Annotated in this window: 18 protein-coding genes; 11 read left to right on the forward strand and 7 right to left on the reverse strand. The window is 58.5% G+C overall.

Going from position 1 to position 15860, the window contains the following annotated elements:
• Positions 1–65: 65 nt before the first annotated feature.
• Positions 66–470 carry an acetyl-CoA sensor PanZ family protein gene (locus ACYZT3_RS02500; protein WP_282377345.1) on the reverse strand — a complete coding sequence of 135 codons (405 nt, stop codon included), beginning with the start codon at positions 468–470 and terminating at the stop codon, positions 66–68.
• Positions 471–693: 223 nt separating this feature from the next.
• Here ACYZT3_RS02500 and ACYZT3_RS02505 point away from each other — a divergent pair, with 223 nt between their 5' ends.
• The 7 genes from ACYZT3_RS02505 (at position 694) to ACYZT3_RS02535 (ending at position 6436) form a co-directional block, all read left to right on the forward strand.
• Positions 694–2358 carry an OFA family MFS transporter gene (locus ACYZT3_RS02505; protein ID WP_462031438.1) on the forward strand — a complete coding sequence of 555 codons (1665 nt, stop codon included), beginning with the start codon at positions 694–696 and terminating at the stop codon, positions 2356–2358.
• A gap of 194 nt (positions 2359–2552) precedes the next feature.
• Entirely contained in the window at positions 2553–3146 is a 594-nt protein-coding gene (gene hisB, locus ACYZT3_RS02510) for an imidazoleglycerol-phosphate dehydratase HisB (RefSeq protein ID WP_003218037.1), read from the forward strand.
• Positions 3146–3784, forward strand: coding sequence for an imidazole glycerol phosphate synthase subunit HisH (gene hisH / locus ACYZT3_RS02515; RefSeq protein ID WP_282377343.1), 639 nt, complete (start codon positions 3146–3148; stop codon positions 3782–3784). The genes hisB and hisH overlap by 1 nt, the downstream gene beginning before the upstream one ends.
• Positions 3785–4042, forward strand: coding sequence for a DUF2164 domain-containing protein (locus ACYZT3_RS02520; protein WP_020795737.1), 258 nt, complete (start codon positions 3785–3787; stop codon positions 4040–4042).
• A 42-nt stretch (positions 4043–4084) separates the two neighbouring features.
• The gene (gene hisA, locus ACYZT3_RS02525; RefSeq protein WP_462031439.1) at positions 4085–4822 is read left to right on the forward strand and encodes a 1-(5-phosphoribosyl)-5-[(5-phosphoribosylamino)methylideneamino]imidazole-4-carboxamide isomerase; all 738 of its coding nucleotides are present in this window, start codon (positions 4085–4087) and stop codon (positions 4820–4822) included.
• Positions 4823–4831: 9 nt separating this feature from the next.
• On the forward strand, positions 4832–5602 hold the full coding sequence (gene hisF / locus ACYZT3_RS02530) for an imidazole glycerol phosphate synthase subunit HisF (RefSeq protein ID WP_462031440.1): 771 nt from the start codon (positions 4832–4834) through the stop codon (positions 5600–5602).
• Positions 5603–5680: 78 nt separating this feature from the next.
• The gene (locus ACYZT3_RS02535; protein WP_282377341.1) at positions 5681–6436 is read left to right on the forward strand and encodes a substrate-binding periplasmic protein; all 756 of its coding nucleotides are present in this window, start codon (positions 5681–5683) and stop codon (positions 6434–6436) included.
• Here ACYZT3_RS02535 and ACYZT3_RS02540 read toward each other — a convergent pair.
• From ACYZT3_RS02540 to gpmI, 5 genes are all read right to left on the reverse strand, one after another.
• Complete coding sequence (locus ACYZT3_RS02540) at positions 6417–7883, reverse strand: trypsin-like peptidase domain-containing protein (RefSeq protein WP_462031441.1); 1467 nt, start codon at positions 7881–7883, stop codon at positions 6417–6419. The two genes, ACYZT3_RS02535 and ACYZT3_RS02540, sit on opposite strands and share 20 nt — an antisense overlap.
• 150 nt (positions 7884–8033) lie before the next feature.
• Entirely contained in the window at positions 8034–8810 is a 777-nt protein-coding gene (locus ACYZT3_RS02545) for a divergent polysaccharide deacetylase family protein (protein ID WP_282377339.1), read from the reverse strand.
• A gap of 1 nt (position 8811) precedes the next feature.
• A complete protein-coding gene (locus ACYZT3_RS02550) occupies positions 8812–10131 on the reverse strand; it encodes a S41 family peptidase (RefSeq protein WP_462031442.1) in 1320 nt (439 codons plus the stop codon).
• Between the two features lie 31 nt (positions 10132–10162).
• Complete coding sequence (locus ACYZT3_RS02555) at positions 10163–11461, reverse strand: murein hydrolase activator EnvC family protein (protein ID WP_462031443.1); 1299 nt, start codon at positions 11459–11461, stop codon at positions 10163–10165.
• 136 nt (positions 11462–11597) lie between these two features.
• A complete protein-coding gene (gene gpmI, locus ACYZT3_RS02560) occupies positions 11598–13127 on the reverse strand; it encodes a 2,3-bisphosphoglycerate-independent phosphoglycerate mutase (protein WP_462031444.1) in 1530 nt (509 codons plus the stop codon).
• A gap of 150 nt (positions 13128–13277) precedes the next feature.
• On the opposite strand from gpmI, the gene ACYZT3_RS02565 reads away from it, so the two are divergent.
• The 3 genes from ACYZT3_RS02565 to secB are packed head-to-tail and all read left to right on the forward strand — an operon-like array spanning position 13278 to position 14474.
• Entirely contained in the window at positions 13278–13691 is a 414-nt protein-coding gene (locus ACYZT3_RS02565) for a rhodanese-like domain-containing protein (RefSeq protein WP_282377335.1), read from the forward strand.
• Between the two features lies 1 nt (position 13692).
• Positions 13693–13947 carry a glutaredoxin 3 gene (grxC, locus tag ACYZT3_RS02570; protein WP_010464569.1) on the forward strand — a complete coding sequence of 85 codons (255 nt, stop codon included), beginning with the start codon at positions 13693–13695 and terminating at the stop codon, positions 13945–13947.
• Positions 13948–13988: 41 nt separating this feature from the next.
• Entirely contained in the window at positions 13989–14474 is a 486-nt protein-coding gene (gene secB / locus ACYZT3_RS02575) for a protein-export chaperone SecB (protein ID WP_149416743.1), read from the forward strand.
• A gap of 174 nt (positions 14475–14648) precedes the next feature.
• Here secB and ACYZT3_RS02580 read toward each other — a convergent pair whose 3' ends face one another.
• Positions 14649–15104: a tRNA (cytidine(34)-2'-O)-methyltransferase gene (locus ACYZT3_RS02580; protein WP_007949025.1), complete on the reverse strand. Its 456-nt coding sequence runs from the start codon at positions 15102–15104 to the stop codon at positions 14649–14651.
• Here ACYZT3_RS02580 and ACYZT3_RS02585 point away from each other — a divergent pair.
• Entirely contained in the window at positions 15103–15543 is a 441-nt protein-coding gene (locus ACYZT3_RS02585; protein WP_462031445.1) for a hypothetical protein, read from the forward strand. The genes ACYZT3_RS02580 and ACYZT3_RS02585 overlap by 2 nt on opposite strands.
• Positions 15544–15860: the final 317 nt, after the last annotated feature.

Below are 15860 nucleotides of genomic sequence, written 5' to 3' on the forward strand. Positions count from 1 at the left end.
TAGTTAGTCGAATTCGAAATTTAGCCGGGGAGTATAGCGCTCCGCAGCGCACGACCGGTCAGCGATCACGTCGGCAACACATCCAGCGGCACTTTCAGTTTGGCCGCCAGCGCTTGTGCCTCCAGGTGCCCGGCAGGCACAAGCAGACGCAAAGTCGCGCCTGATTGAGACGCCATTTTCTGCGCTTCGTGCACCAGGCGCTCGGCCACGCCACGACGACGGGTGATTTTTCGTACGCATAGTTGGGACAGATGCCAGACATCCTGATGACGTTGCAGACGAGCTGCGCCCAACAGGCGATCGTTGAAGCGGCCGGCAATCAGCGAACCCTCAAGCAGGCAGCCTGCGATCAACTGCACATCCCCGGCAAACGGCGCAAACAGCCACTCCGGCGCATCGCGGTAGATCTTTTGTAGATCTTGCTGGTCCTGGTAAGTGGCTTCGGTAAGCGGCTCGACTGTGATCGGCATGGCGGCTCCTTCGGTGGTACGAGAACAGACAACGTACAAAAGGTGATGTCACTTTGGTTTTTCTGTCACGTACAGATGGTAACCTCTGCCGGTTCGTCCGTCCTTCTGCGACTTGATGTCACAGCAAAATGGAGCTTCACCCCGAGAAAACAGTCGTGCGTGCGCATAAAGGCTGAGGGTGAAGAGTGGCAGGCGAACAATACTAATAATTGGGGGATACACAATGACCACGAGCATCACGGCGGACGGCCTCACGGCTGACCAGCCCTCGTTCCTGTCCAAGGAACGCATCATCGCCAAGCCCGGTTTCAACCGTTGGCTGGTACCACCGGCCGCCCTGGCCATCCACCTTTGCATCGGCATGGCCTACGGCTTCTCGGTGTTCTGGTTGCCACTGTCCAAAGCTCTGGGTGTGACCAAGGCAACGGCTTGCGCGCCGGACATGAGCTTCATCTCGCAAGTTTTTTCGTCCCAATGCGACTGGCCGATCTCGATGCTCGGGTGGATCTACACCTTGTTCTTCATCTTCCTCGGCTGCTCGGCAGCGATCTGGGGTGGCTGGCTGGAACACGCCGGGCCACGCAAGGCCGGCGTTGTGTCGGCACTGTGCTGGTGTGGCGGTCTACTGATTTCAGCGCTGGGGGTCTATACCCACCAGATTTGGCTGATGTGGATCGGTTCCGGGGTCATTGGCGGTATCGGCCTGGGCTTGGGCTACATCTCGCCGGTTTCAACCCTGATCAAGTGGTTCCCGGACAAACGCGGCATGGCGACCGGCATGGCGATCATGGGCTTCGGTGGTGGTGCGATGGTCGGTGCTCCGCTGGCCGCAGCCCTGATGGGCCACTTCGCTTCGCCAACCAGCGTCGGCGTATGGCAGAGCTTCCTGGTAATGGCCGCGATCTACTTCGTGTTCATGATCGGTGGCGCACTGTCCTACCGCGTTCCGCCAACCGGCTGGAAGCCTGAAGGCTGGACCGCTCCGGCGAAAAAAGCTTCCAACGCGATGATCACCCACCGTCACGTGCACGTGAATGTGGCGTGGAAAACCCCGCAATTCCGTCTGGTGTGGCTGGTGCTGTGCCTGAACGTGTCCGCCGGTATCGGCATCCTCGGCATGGCGTCGCCGCTGTTGCAGGAAGTGTTCGCCGGTAAGTTGCTGGGTAACGGTCTGACTTTCGGTCAGCTCGACGCCTCGCAGTTGGCCTCGATCGCAGCGATCGCTGCCGGTTTCACCGGTTTGCTGAGCCTGTTCAACATCGGTGGCCGGTTCTTCTGGGCGTCATTCTCCGACTACCTGGGTCGCAAAAACACCTACTTCGTGTTCTTTGCTTTGGGCTTTGCCCTGTACGCGTTGATTCCGAACCTCGGTCACTTGGGCAACGTTGCGCTGTTCGTGGCGGCCTTCTGCATCATCCTGTCGATGTACGGCGGTGGTTTTGCGACGGTCCCTGCGTATCTCGCGGACCTGTTCGGCACGCAAATGGTCGGCGCGATCCATGGTCGTCTGCTGACGGCGTGGGCGGCGGCGGGTGTGTTGGGTCCGGTGTTGGTGAACTACCTGCGTGAGTATCAGCTGAGCATCGGCGTTGAACGCGCCGCAGCATACGACATCACGCTGTACATCCTCGCGGGCCTGCTGGTGCTGGGTTTCCTGTGCAACCTGCTGGTGCGTCCGGTGGCTGACAAGTACTTCATGACCGACGCTGAACTGGCTGCCGAACAGGCGCTGGGCCACGACAAGGGTGCTGATAGCAGCACCGTATTGGAGTGGAAAGCGGATGCGGGCACCAAGCCGTTGGCGATTGCTGCATGGCTGGTGGTGGGGGTTCCGTTGGCGTGGGGTGTTTGGGTGACTCTGCAGAAAACTGCAGTCCTCTTCCACTAACACACAACCCCTGTCTGATCGTTCCCACGCAGAGCGCGGGAGCGATCAGTGCTCTTGAGATACTTGTACTGACATGTCTATCCACGACAACACGGGGTCCTGTCCGTCAGGGATATCACCTCTCGTGTTTCTGTTTCCGGCCCGCGCCCCTATAATGGCTGCCTTTTTCGCCCAATGATTTTGCGGAGCTGGTGATGGCCGAACGTAAGGCGTCAGTCGAGCGCGACACTCTGGAAACCCAGATCAAAGCCTCGATCAACCTGGATGGCACCGGAAAGGCCCGATTTGATATCGGTGTTCCTTTTCTTGAGCACATGCTGGACCAGATCGCCCGTCACGGGCTGATCGACCTGGATATTGTCAGCAAGGGCGACCTGCATATCGACGACCACCACACCGTGGAAGACGTCGGTATCACCCTGGGTCAGGCCTTCGCCAAAGCCATCGGCGACAAGAAAGGCATCCGTCGCTATGGCCACGCCTACGTGCCGCTCGATGAAGCGCTGTCGCGCGTGGTGATCGACTTCTCCGGCCGTCCTGGCTTGCAGATGCATGTGCCCTATACCCGCGCCACCGTCGGCGGCTTCGACGTTGACCTGTTCCAGGAGTTCTTCCAGGGCTTCGTCAACCATGCCCTCGTCAGCCTGCACATCGACAACCTGCGTGGCACCAACACCCACCACCAGATCGAGACCGTGTTCAAGGCTTTCGGCCGCGCCCTGCGCATGGCCGTAGAGCTGGATGACCGCATGGCCGGTCAGATGCCGTCGACCAAGGGCGTTCTGTAATGCAGACGGTCGCGGTTATCGATTACGGCATGGGCAACCTGCACTCGGTGGCCAAGGCCCTCGAGCACGTCGGTGCCGGCAAGGTCCTGATCACCAGCGATGCCGATGTGATTCGCGAAGCCGACCGGGTGGTATTCCCCGGCGTCGGCGCGATTCGCGATTGCATGGCGGAGATCCGTCGCCTGGGCTTCGACTCGCTGGTGCGTGAAGTCAGCCAGGACCGTCCGTTCCTCGGCATCTGCGTGGGCATGCAAGCCTTGCTCGACAGCAGTGAAGAGAACGACGGCGTTGACTGCATCGGCCTGTTTCCAGGCGCAGTGAAGTTCTTTGGAAAAGACCTGCACGAAGACGGCGAGCACCTGAAAGTCCCGCACATGGGCTGGAACGAAGTGAAGCAGACGGTCACACACCCGCTGTGGCACAACATCCCGGACCTGGCGCGTTTCTACTTCGTGCACAGCTACTACATCGCCGCCGGCAATGCGCGGCAGGTGGTGGGTGGCGGTCACTACGGTGTTGATTTCGCCGCCGCGCTGGCCGATGGCTCACGTTTCGCCGTGCAGTTCCACCCGGAGAAGAGCCATACCCATGGCCTGCAATTGCTGCAGAACTTCGCTGCGTGGGATGGTCTCTGGTAAATGGCCGTCAAAAAGAAGCCGCCGATCCTGACCCTCACTCCTGAACAGGAGAGCGAGGCCAATCACAAGATCAAACGCTTCATGGAAGATCGCTTCGAACTGGACTTGGGTTCGTTCGAGGCGGCTGAAATCCTTGAGCTGTTTACCCGCGAAATTGCTCCGCACTATTACAACAGGGCGATTTTCGATGTGCAGGCGCACCTCAAAGAGAGGTTCGAAAGCATCGAAAGCGACCTGTGGGCGCTCGAGAAAAACTGATTTTCGAGTGAAGCTGAACAATCGAATTTGAAGGTTTGCCAGATGCTGATTATTCCCGCTATCGATCTTAAAGACGGTGCCTGTGTTCGTCTGCGCCAGGGCCGCATGGAAGATTCCACGGTGTTTTCCGATGACCCGGTGAGCATGGCTGCCAAGTGGGTGGAGGGCGGTTGCCGTCGTCTGCATCTGGTCGACTTGAACGGCGCTTTCGAAGGCCAGCCGGTCAACGGCGAAGTGGTCACCGCCATCGCCAAGCGCTACCCGAACCTGCCGATCCAGATCGGCGGCGGTATCCGTTCCCTCGAAACCATCGAACACTACGTGAAGGCCGGCGTGAGCTACGTGATCATCGGCACCAAAGCCGTGAAAGATCCGGCCTTCGTTGCTGAAGCCTGCCGCGCGTTTCCGGGCAAAGTGATCGTCGGTCTGGATGCCAAAGACGGTTTCGTCGCCACCGACGGCTGGGCTGAGATCAGCACCCTTCAGGTGATCGACCTGGCCAAGCAATTCGAAGCTGATGGCGTGTCCGCGATCGTTTATACCGACATCGCCAAAGACGGCATGATGCAGGGCTGCAACGTGCCGTTCACCGTTGCGTTGGCCGCTGCAACCAAGATCCCGGTGATCGCTTCCGGCGGCATCCACAACCTCGGTGACATCAAGTCGCTGCTCGACGCCAAGGCGCCAGGCATCATCGGCGCCATCACTGGCCGGGCGATCTACGAAGGCACTCTCGATGTCGCTGAAGCGCAAGCTTTCTGCGATTCGTACAAAGGCTGAGGACTGACCATGGCGCTGGCCAAACGCATCATCCCTTGCCTGGACGTGGATAACGGCCGGGTGGTCAAGGGCGTCAAGTTCGAGAACATCCGCGACGCCGGCGACCCGGTAGAAATTGCCCGTCGCTATGACGAGCAGGGTGCCGACGAGATTACCTTTCTCGACATCACCGCCAGCGTCGATGGTCGCGACACCACGCTGCATACCGTTGAGCGCATGGCCAGCCAAGTGTTCATTCCGCTGACCGTGGGCGGCGGCGTGCGCACCGTGCAGGATATTCGCAACCTGCTCAACGCTGGTGCGGACAAGGTCTCGATCAATACTGCTGCGGTGTTCAACCCGGAATTCGTGGGCGAAGCGGCGCAGCATTTCGGTTCGCAGTGCATCGTCGTTGCCATCGACGCCAAGAAGGTCTCCGGCCCGGGCGAAGCCCCGCGCTGGGAAATCTTTACCCACGGCGGTCGCAAACCTACCGGTCTCGACGCTGTTGAATGGGCGAAGAAAATGGAAAGCCTGGGCGCTGGTGAAATCCTGCTGACCAGCATGGACCAGGACGGCATGAAAAACGGCTTCGACCTGGGCGTTACCCGCGCCATCAGCGATGCCTTGGGTATTCCGGTGATCGCCTCCGGCGGCGTCGGCAACTTGCAGCATTTGGCCGACGGCATTATCGAAGGCCACGCCAGCGCGGTATTGGCGGCGAGTATTTTCCACTTTGGTGAATACACCGTGCAGGAAGCCAAGGCCTACATGGCCCATCGCGGCATCGTGATGCGCTAAACATACCGATACAGGCCAGTGGACATCATGGCGGGCTCAAGGCACTCTTGGGTACGCCATGGATCTCGGTAGCCAGACATGCTTAGACACCTTCTTCTTGCCCTCGCCAGCGCTTCTCTATTGCTCGTCAATGGGGCGCATGCCGCAGAAAATCCCGACACCGATCTGGTGTTGCTGACTGAAAACTTCCCACCGTACAACATGGCGAAGAACGGCAAGAACTTCGCTCAGGACGAGAACATCAACGGCATCGCCGTCGACATCGTCCGCGAGATGTTCAAACGTGCCGAAGTCACTTACAGCTTGACGCTGCGTTTCCCTTGGGAGCGAATCTACAAACTCGCCCTGGAGAAACCGGGTTACGGGGTTTTCGTGATGGCGCGGTTGCCGGACCGCGAGAAACTGTTCAAGTGGGTTGGTCCTATCGGTCCGGACGACTGGATCATGCTGGCCAAGGCTGACAGCAAGATCAACCTGGGAACGCTGGATGAGGCGCGCAAATACAAGATTGGTGCGTATAAGGGCGACGCGATTGCCGAGACACTGGCCAAGCAAGGGTTGAAGCCGATTGTCGTACTGCGGGATCAGGACAACGCGAAGAAACTGGTCAACGGCCAGATCGACCTGTGGGCCACCGGCGACCCTGCCGGCCGTTACCTCGCTCGACAGGATGGCGTGACCGGCCTCAAAACCGTGCTGCGATTCAACAGCGCCGAGTTGTACCTGGCGCTGAACAAGGATGTGCCGGATGAGGTGGTGGCGAAGCTGCAGGCGGCACTGGATCAGTTGCGCAAGGAAGGTGTGGTGGATGACATCATGGCGCGGTACCTGTAAGCGCCTCCCACTCCAGGATGTATTCGCGCACTGCCGAACGTTGTTTGTTTGTATCGTGAGCGTAGGTGCAAACCTTCAGAGGCATATCCCTTTCCCCGCGCGACATGTTAAAGGTTACATCCGTGTAGCCCTGCGGATCGTCGCAGTTAGTTTGCTCCGGTTTTCCATATTTTCGTTGGTAAAGATCGATACCTTCGTTCTTTCTCACTGGCCATTCGATCGAGACCCTATTCACTTTCTTGTCAAAGAAAATAACGAGTTCGGGAGCGGGGGTCGGGCCAGCGGCATGAAGATAGGTTGGAACGGTCACTGCGTTTCTGTAAGTTCCCGCAGGCAGTGGATTGTCCAGGCTGTCCGTGCCGATAATGCACAGATTGTTAAGTCCGGGTTGCGGTCCCATCGATACGTCAACTAAGGCGTTGATGCCGTCAATGGATGGGCTGTAACCGTCTGGTTTTTCGCAATCGAGTGGAATGTACGTTTGCTTATATCGATAGTAGCGAGTGCTGACATTGATCGGAAAGTTCCACGTCGGCATAAGTGGCTTTCCATCTGTTTCGATCGCGATTTTTGCATACTGGATAATGTCTGAAGGTAATGGCAGGGACGCGGTTGGATAAAGTTGGCAAGTGTTAGGGTCAGTATTGATTCTGCCATCGACAACGCAGTCGTTGAGTATCGCTGTTGGACTACCGTAGTTACTACTTTCTACATAGTCATAGCCCGGCAGGCGTGTTACATCCTTGGCCCGAGTGCCCAGCACGGCATATACCTCATTGGTTGCCCTGATCAGAACAGGGCTGCCGGAACTGCCTCCGACGATGCCTTTGCACTGGTTCCGGACGCTGTGGCGCCACACCCAGGGTTTTTCGAACAAAGCCGAGGACGAGTGATGTGTACAAGCTGCAGCCTTTAGTGGATAGCCGCTTGCCGCGTTGACTATAAGAATATCGGTATCTTCCGCAGGGGCTTCGCTTGCCAGTTTAAGCGGGGCTACCCCGGCTGCCTTTAGTTCACCCTGTGTGGTATCCAGCTCGAGAATGCCCAGATCGATACCTTGAATGCTGCTCCAGACGACTTTTTTCACAGGAAAGTTTTTGTAGGCGTCTGTGGTGTCATCGAAATAGTTGAAGGTAATGGTGCCTTCTATCGGTTTATCTATATCGATCACGCCATTTTTCTTGTTCAAGCAATGAGCGCTGGTCAGTGCATAGACCGGATCTGAGTCCAGCTTGCTATGAGTGTCGATTACAAAAGTCGTGCAATTACCGAGAGGACCTGAAAGCTTTCCGATACCCTTCCAATAGTTGAATTTTCCATCTTTGTTTTTCAAATAATCAGGAGATGAAAAGTTTTCTGCACCGTCCCCGTAGTCAATGGGGTTGGCGAAGGCAGTGCAGGTTGTTGTAAGTGCAGCAATTGTCAGTGCAAGTTTTAATTTAGTCATGGCCAGTCCTTGGCGTCAGTAAAAATTCAAGACTGGCGTAGATTAGTTTAATGTTGTTCTAAAGAGGGATTACAGTTGTTAGCGGTTGTGATTGTTTTCATTAACTAATCATTATGCTACTGCCTGGCGCGCAGAGCACGATGCTACTGTTTATCGATAAGTCCCGTCCTTGCCATGGGCAGCCATCGCCTTGTTACTGCGCACACTGATCATTTGTTTAATATCAATCCACTCAATGCCCTGAGCCTTGAACTTCGGCAGTTCACGTTCGAGCACCGCCAGTGTCTGCGGGTATGGATGACCAATCATCACCGCCGAACCCTGCTTGCGCGCCAGGCTGATGGCCTTCTGTAGCTGCGTGAAGATCGCCGCTTCAGTTTGCTCATCATCCAGAAACACATCCCGCGAAATGCTCGCCAGATCGATCTTCTGCGCCTGCTGAGCGGCTACGGTTTGCGCGCTGGTGCGGCTGTCGACGAAGAATTTGTGCCGACGTTGCAGGTCCGCCATCAACCAGGCCATGGCGGCCGGCTGAGCCGTCATGCGACTGCCCATATGATTGTTGATGCCAGCGGTATAGGGCACGACCTTGAACGCCGCGTTCAGGCGTTTCTCAAGTTCGTCGATGGGCAAATCAGGATGCCAGGCGAACGGCCCCGTTGCCGGGTCCATGGGCATGTGCAGGATGACGATCTTGCCGGCACGATGGGCCTCGCGGGCGAATTCGGTGGCGTGGGGTGTGTCGGGCATGATCGCCGTGGTGACGGGGCCGGGCAGGGCCAGCACGCGACGATCCCGGGGCAGGTTCTGCCCCAGGTCATCGATGATCAGACTTAGGTAGGCTTTTTGAGGTGCCGTCGCGACGGGCGTTGCATGAGCAACACCCGCCAGGCAGCACAGCAAGCCGAGGATGAACCGCAGCGGCATCTCAGCGGCCGGAGGTGATGCTCAGCCCTTTGAGCAGGCTCAGCGCCTGGGCCAATTGGTAGTCGTCATCCTGTGGCATCGCCTTGGCTTTGCCGCTGGAGCTGGTCGGTTTGTCGGCGCCGCCGTTGCCATTGCCCAGGTGACCTTGCAGATCGGCTTCCTTGAAGTACTCGCCGTCCTGCTCGCTGGTGATTTTGGCCTTGCGTACTTCGATGTCCGGGACGATGCCCTGAGCCTGGATCGAGCGACCGTTCGGCGTGTAATACAGCGCCGTGGTGATTTTCAGTGCGCGTTCGTTGTTCAGCGGCAGGACGGTTTGTACCGAGCCTTTGCCGAAACTGGTGGTACCCATGACCACCGCGCGTTTCTGATCCTGCAAGGCACCGGCGACAATTTCCGAAGCAGAGGCGCTGCCGCCGTTGATCAGTGCGACCATTGGCACGGCTTCGCTTTCGTCTTTGCCGGTGGCGGAGAAGCGCAGTTCAGAGTTGGCGATACGGCCCTTGGTGTAAACGATCAGGCCCTTGGTGATGAAGTGGTCGACCACTTCCACCGCCGCTTGCAGCACGCCGCCCGGGTTGTTACGCAGGTCGAGAATGATGCCTTTGAGCTTCTTGCCGTTGTCCTTGCGCAGCTTGGCCAGGGCTTTGGAGACTTCTTCACCGGTCTTGACCTGGAACTGGGTGATGCGGATGTAGCCGTAACCGGATTCCAGCAGCTGGCTCTTTACGCTCTTCACTTGAATGATGGCGCGGGCCAGGGTCACGTCGAACGGTGTACCGCCGTCGCGTACCAGGGTCAGGGTGATTTTCTGGCCGATCTTGCCGCGCATCTTGTCCACGGCTTCGGTCATGCTCTGGCCGCGGGTCGGCTGGCCGTTGATCTTGACGATGAAGTCGCCGGCCTGAATGCCAGCCTTGGAGGCCGGGGTGTCGTCGATCGGTGACACGACCTTGATGAAACCGTCTTCGGCGCCAACTTCGATGCCCAGGCCGCCGAATTCACCGCTGGTGCTTTCCTGCAACTCAGCGAAGTCTTCCGGGCCCAGGTAGGCGGAGTGTGGGTCGAGGTTGCTGAGCATGCCTTTGATGGCGTTTTCCAGCAGGGTCTTGTCGTCCACCGGCTCGACATAGGCGGCTTTGATCCGGTCCATGACCTCGGCGAAGGTGCGCAGCTCTTCCAGCGGCAATGGCGCCTTGGTGGTCGCAGCAGTGCCCACAGGCGCGACTGCCGGAGCCGGTTGAGCGGCGAACGCCAGAGGCGCGCCGATCACCAGAGCGATCGTCAGGGCCAGCGAGGTAAGGCGGGACAAATGCAGCATGTCGAACGAACTCCTGAAGTAGATGGCGTACTTATCCTTGCGCACGACACCATTGCGCCGGATCACTCGGGTGACCCTGCTGACGAATAGCGAAATACAGCGCTGGTGTGTCCTGCCCGCCACTGCTACCCACAGTGGAGATGGACTCACCGGCTTTTACAACGTCACCCGCAGACTTGAGCAGCGTCTGGTTGTGACCATAAAGACTCAAAAAACCGTTGCCATGGTCGAGAATCACCAGCAGCCCGGCGCCACGCAACCAGTCGGCGAACACCACGCGACCACCATGCACGGCGTGCACCTGGCTGCCGGCGGAGGCGCTGATCATCACGCCGTCCCACTTGGTGCGGGCGTCATCGCCACGGGTTTCGCCAAAGCGTGCCAGCAGTCGACCATCAACCGGCCAAGGAAGTTTTCCCCGGCTTGACGCGAAAGGGCCGCCAAAGGTCTCGCCTGAGTTTGATACCAGAGCGCCGGGCGTCGATTTAACGGGTTTGCGTGGGGCGTCAGTGGCGTCTGCGTCTGCTTCAGCCTGAGCCTCACGTAAACGCTTTTTTTCGGCTTCCTGCTGGGCGATCAGCGCTTTTTGCCGCGCTTCCTCTGCCTCACGGGCCTGACGGGCCAGGGTTTCTTCAATGGTTTTAAGGACTTTAGACAGGTCTGCCTGATCCTGCTCGCGGGCTGCCAGCTTTTGATCGCGGGCCTTCACGTCGTCGCTGAGCTTGGCCAGGACTTGCTGGCGCTCCTTGCGGACTTTGTCCAGTTCGTCGCGCTGGCTGTCGAGGCTGCTTTTCTGCACCAGCAATTGCGCCTGTTGCAGGGCGATGTCTTTTTCGACATTGGCCAGTTGGCGCAGGGTTTCGTTGAAATTCTTCAGTTGCTCCAGGCGGGCCTGGCTCAGGTAGTCGTAATAGGTGAGGGTGCGGGCGAATTTTTCCGGGTTTTGCTGGTTGAGCAGCAGCTTCAAGTACTCCTGACGGCCGTTTTGATAGGCCGCGCGGGCCTGGATGGCGATCAGTCGTTGCTGTTCAATGCGCGCGCTCTGGAGTTTTTTTTTCTCGGCATCGAGTCGCTGCAGCTCGGCTTCGCTTTTCTTCAGCTCTTTTTGCAGGGCTTCGACCTGCTTCTCAAGCTTGCCCATCTCGGTTTCGGTGCCTTTGAGGTCTTTTTGCACACCGGATTTTTCTTCCTGGAGCTTGCCCAGCAGTTTTTTCAGCTCGGCAATGTCCTGACGCGTGGCGTCCAACTGTTGTTGGGTTTGCGCGCGCTCGTCAGCAAAGGCCGGTTGGAGCAGGCATGTCAGAGCAAGGGCTATCAGGACGCGAAGCATAGAGGCGGGCGACACCAGGGAAAGGGACGGCCTAGTATGCCCGCCAAGCGCTGCAAAAAAAACGCCTCAAAGGCAACTGCTTTGAGGCGTTCGTCATAAAAAGCCGTTTCGGGCTATTGATCGGGCGCTTTTGCCATCAGACCAATATCGAAGTGCCAGTCATCTCGGCAGGTTTCTCAAGCCCCATCAACATCAGCATGGTCGGGGCCACATCCGCCAGCACGCCGCCGTCGCGAACCTTGAAGTCACGCTTGCCGACATAGATGAACGGCACCGGCTCGGTGGTGTGGGCGGTATGCGCCTGGCCGGTGGATTCGTCGGCCATTTGCTCGACGTTGCCGTGGTCGGCAGTGATCAGCGCTTCGCCGCCGACTTTTTCCAGCGCGTCAACGATGCGGCCAACGCACAGGTCCAGGCATTCAACGGCTTTGACGGCTGCGTCGAACACGCCGCTGTGGCCGACCATGTCGCCGTTGGCGTAGTTGACCACGATCACGTCGTAACGCTGGTTTTCGATGGCATCGACGATGCGGTCGGTAACTTCCGGCGCACTCATCTCCGGCTGCAAGTCATAGGTGGCGACTTTCGGCGACGGGATCAGGATGCGCTCTTCGCCCGGGAACGGTTCTTCGCGGCCACCGGAGAAGAAGAAGGTCACGTGGGCATACTTCTCGGTCTCGGCGATGCGCAGCTGGGTCTTGCCGTTTTTCGCCAGGTAGTCGCCCAGCACGTTGTCCAGGCGGCCCGCAGCGAAGGCCGATGGCGCGGGAATGCTGGCGGCGTACTGGGTCAGCATGACGAAGCCGGCCAGTTTTGGCTGGCGGGCACGTTCGAATTCCTTGAAATCGTCTTCAACGAACACGCGGGTCAGTTCACGGGCGCGGTCGGCGCGGAAGTTCATGAACACCACGGCGTCGCCGTCTTCGACTTTCACCGGGTCACCGATGGAGGTGGCTTTGACGAATTCGTCGCTCTCGCCACGTTCGTACGCGGCTTGCAGGCCTTCCTGAGCGGTGGCGGCGTTGAATTCGCCGTTGCCATCGACAATCAGGTTGTAGGCCTGGGACACGCGGTCCCAACGGTTGTCGCGGTCCATGGCAAAGTAACGACCGACAATGCTGGCGATCCGACCTTTGCCGAGTGCCTGGAACGCAGCGTCCAGCAGCTCGATGGACGGCTGAGCGCTTTTCGGCGGCGTGTCGCGGCCATCAAGGAAGGCGTGCAGATAGATTTTTTCGGCGCCTCGCTTGAAAGCCAGTTCGGCCATGGCAACCAGGTGATCCTGGTGGCTGTGAACGCCGCCATCGGACAGCAGGCCCATGAAGTGCACGGCTTTGCCGGCAGCGACGGCTTTGTCTACAGCGGCGCAGATAGTCGGGTTTTCGAAAAACTCGCCATCGCGGATCGATTTGGTCACACGCGTGAAGTCCTGATACACCACGCGGCCGGCGCCGAGGTTCATGTGGCCGACTTCGGAGTTGCCCATCTGGCCATCCGGCAGACCGACGTCCATGCCGCTGCCCGAGATCAGGCCGTTCGGCACGGTAGCGGTCAGGCGGTCCAGTACGGGCTTCTTGGCCGCATAGATGGCGTTGGATTCAGGGCTCTCACTGTGACCGAAGCCGTCGAGAATAATCAGGACCAAAGGTTTAGGCGTGGTAGTCATGGATTCCACTCGTGGCTGAATTAAGAGGGCGATGGAAAAGGGAGTGGCAGTTTAAAGGCAAGTTCAATCCACGTCACCGCCGGACGGGGTTTGGCGCACCATATGGGCTGTGTATACTGGCCCACTTTTAACGCCCTGGAACCACCTTAAATGCTTGATCACCTGATTGCATTTGCCACTACCCACTATTTGCTGGCCGGTATTTTCGTTGTTCTGCTGGCTCTGCTGATCGCCCATGAGATGAAAGGTGGCGGTCGTAGCCTGAGCACCGGTGAACTGACCGGGCTGGTCAACAAAGACGCAGGCGTGGTGATCGACATTCGTCCGACCAAGGATTTCACCGCCGGTCACATCGTTGGCGCGTTGAACATTCCTCACGACAAACTGACCGCTCGCGTCGGCGAACTGGAAAAGCACAAGGCCAAGACCATCATCCTGGTCGATGCCATGGGCCAGACTGCCGGCACTCATGCCCGCGAACTGATGAAATCAGGCTTCACCGCCGCCAAGCTCTCCGGCGGTATTTCCAGCTGGAAGGGTGACAACCTGCCGCTGGTGAAGTGATATGAGCAACGTCGTCGTCTATTCCAGCGATTACTGCCCTTACTGCTCGCGAGCCAAGTACCTGCTCGAGAACAAAGGTGTGGCCTTCGAAGAGATCAAGGTCGATGGCAAGCCGCAGGTGCGTGCCGCCATGGCTCAGAAGGCCGGACGTACGTCCGTGCCGCAGATCTGGATCGGCGAGCGCCATATTGGTGGCTGTGATGATTTGTTTGCCCTGGAGCGCGCCGGCAAGCTCGACGCCATGCTCAAGGCCTGAATGCCTTCCCTGTAAGACCCCAAGATCAGAAAGGATCTGAGATGACTGACCAACAGAACACTGCAGCTAGCGAAGAAGAAACCGCACCGCAATTCTCCTTGCAGCGCATCTACGTACGTGACTTGTCCTTTGAAGCCCCGAAAAGCCCGGCGATCTTCCGTCAGCAGTGGGAACCAAGCGTCGGTCTGGATCTGAACACCCGTCAAAAGGCACTGGAAGGCGATTTCCACGAAGTCGTACTGACCCTGTCCGTCACCGTGAAGAACGGCGACGAAGTGGCGTTCATTGCTGAAGTGCAACAGGCCGGGATCTTCCTGATCAAGAACCTCGATGACGCTTCGATGAGCCACACCCTCGGCGCGTTCTGCCCGAACATCCTGTTCCCGTACGCTCGCGAAACCCTGGACAGCCTGGTCACCCGCGGTTCGTTCCCGGCCCTGATGCTGGCTCCGGTGAACTTCGACGCGCTGTACGCACAGGAACTGCAGCGCATGCAGACTGCGGGCGAAACCCCGACTGTGCAATAAACGCTCGATGCAACAATGAAAAAAGCGCCGTAACAGGCGCTTTTTTCATGGGACTGCAAAACCCTGTAGCAGCTGCCGAAGGCTGCGTTCGGCCGCGTAGCGGTCGTTCTTTCGAGATCGCCGCGACCCTTCGGGTCGAACGCAGCCTGCGGCAGCTGCTACAGGGGGCTTCGGTTACTTGAAGCCGAGCTGACGCCAGCCTTCGTAGACGGCAACCGCCACGGTGTTTGACAGGTTCAGGCTGCGGCAGCCTTCACGCATCGGCAGGCGCAAGCGCTGTTCACCGGGCAGCGCATCGAGTACTTCCGCCGGCAAACCACGACTTTCAGGGCCGAACAGGAACGCATCGCCCTCGGCGAAGCTGGCATCGTGGAACGGCCGCGAGCCCTTGGTGGTGAAGGCGAACAGCCGAGGGTGACCGAGGCTTTCCAGACAGCTGGCGAGGTCTGCGTGGCGTTGCAGGGTGGCATACTCGTGGTAATCGAGGCCGGCCCGGCGCAGGCGCTTGTCGTCCATCTCGAAGCCCAGCGGTTCGATCAAATGCAGGTGGCAGCCACTGTTGGCGCACAGCCTGATAACGTTGCCGGTATTCGGCGGAATTTCTGGTTGGAAAAGGATGACGTGAAACATGCACGGCTCCGAAGGTAAAGATGAGCAGCATTCTACGCCGCAAGCGGATCTGCGTTCGAAACTATTCCCACGGGTGATGGCTTCACTGGCGATTGTCGGGGTGATGGTGGGGTTGATGATCGGTCGCCTGACCACCCCCGACCCCAGCGAATTGCAGCAAGTGGAGGTGTCGAACGATGGGCTGGTGGTGTGGTTCAACAACGAGCCCAAGACTCACGGCGAGTTCGTCGACGGTAGCCTTGCGCTGCTGTTTGAGGCTGAAGGCAAGGCGCAGAAAGGTCAGCTCAAAATCAACGACAAGAGCGTGAACTGGCGAGTACGTTTGAGTGATGGGGGGTTGTTGCTGACGGTGGTGGCGGCCCGGCCACTGCAGGGCGAGTGGGTCGGTAGCGAGGTCGATGACCGCTGGCGACTGGAGATCCATCTCCGAGAGCAATAAAAGAGGGAATCCCCGGCCTGCCTGTACCAAGGTTCCCGAAACTGGGTAGTGAATCGAATCACTGAATGGACCATTGCAGGGGGCGTGCCAGGTTTTAACAAACTGAAACAGAAAGCCGCTTTGAAACGCTGAAAGCCCCGTGATTCGGGGCTTTCGTGTTTTTTCGATAGGGGTTCGATTGTGAGCGCAGGCTGGATTTCGGATTAGTTGGCGTGCGCGATTGCGGTTCACGGTGCATTCAGGCGGTGCACGCAGGGCGATGATCGTTCCCACGCTCCCGCGTGGGAATGCCTCAATGGACGCTCTGCGTCCGCTTC

It is taken from the genome of Pseudomonas sp. MDT1-16 (assembly GCF_054898115.1).